The sequence below is a fragment of the Vibrio sp. 10N.222.46.A1 genome (genome assembly GCF_041473595.1).
Taxonomy (GTDB): domain Bacteria; phylum Pseudomonadota; class Gammaproteobacteria; order Enterobacterales; family Vibrionaceae; genus Vibrio; species Vibrio tasmaniensis_A.
On sequence record NZ_JBFRSN010001855.1, the window covers coordinates 1 to 317 of the forward strand.

Below are 317 nucleotides of genomic sequence, written 5' to 3' on the forward strand. Positions count from 1 at the left end.
AATATATTCAAGAGCGTTTTGGGCTGAATGTAAAAATAAAACAGATTGTTTTATTTCGTCACCAGCTAAATATGAAGCTTCATTTAATATTACAAAAACACTTGAAAGTATAGAAAGTTGTTGGGGTGAGCTTAGTCAGCACTTTGTGGAAACTGATACTTTTACACATGTACAGGCTAAAAGGGATGCTTCATTTGGATTTTGTTTTTATGCGTTAACTATCTCTAGGGAAGGATTATTGTCTTCGGGGATAATGGTAACATCTAAATTTTCATTAAGAGTATTAGCTGAACTATATATTACATTCTCATACTTGG

1 protein-coding gene is annotated in these 317 nt (G+C 32.2%); it reads left to right on the top strand.

Translation table 11 applies throughout. The annotated features are described in order from the left end of the window. A partial coding sequence (locus AB4496_RS29625) for a hypothetical protein (RefSeq protein ID WP_372133715.1) occupies window positions 1–317 on the top strand: 317 nt, incomplete at both ends.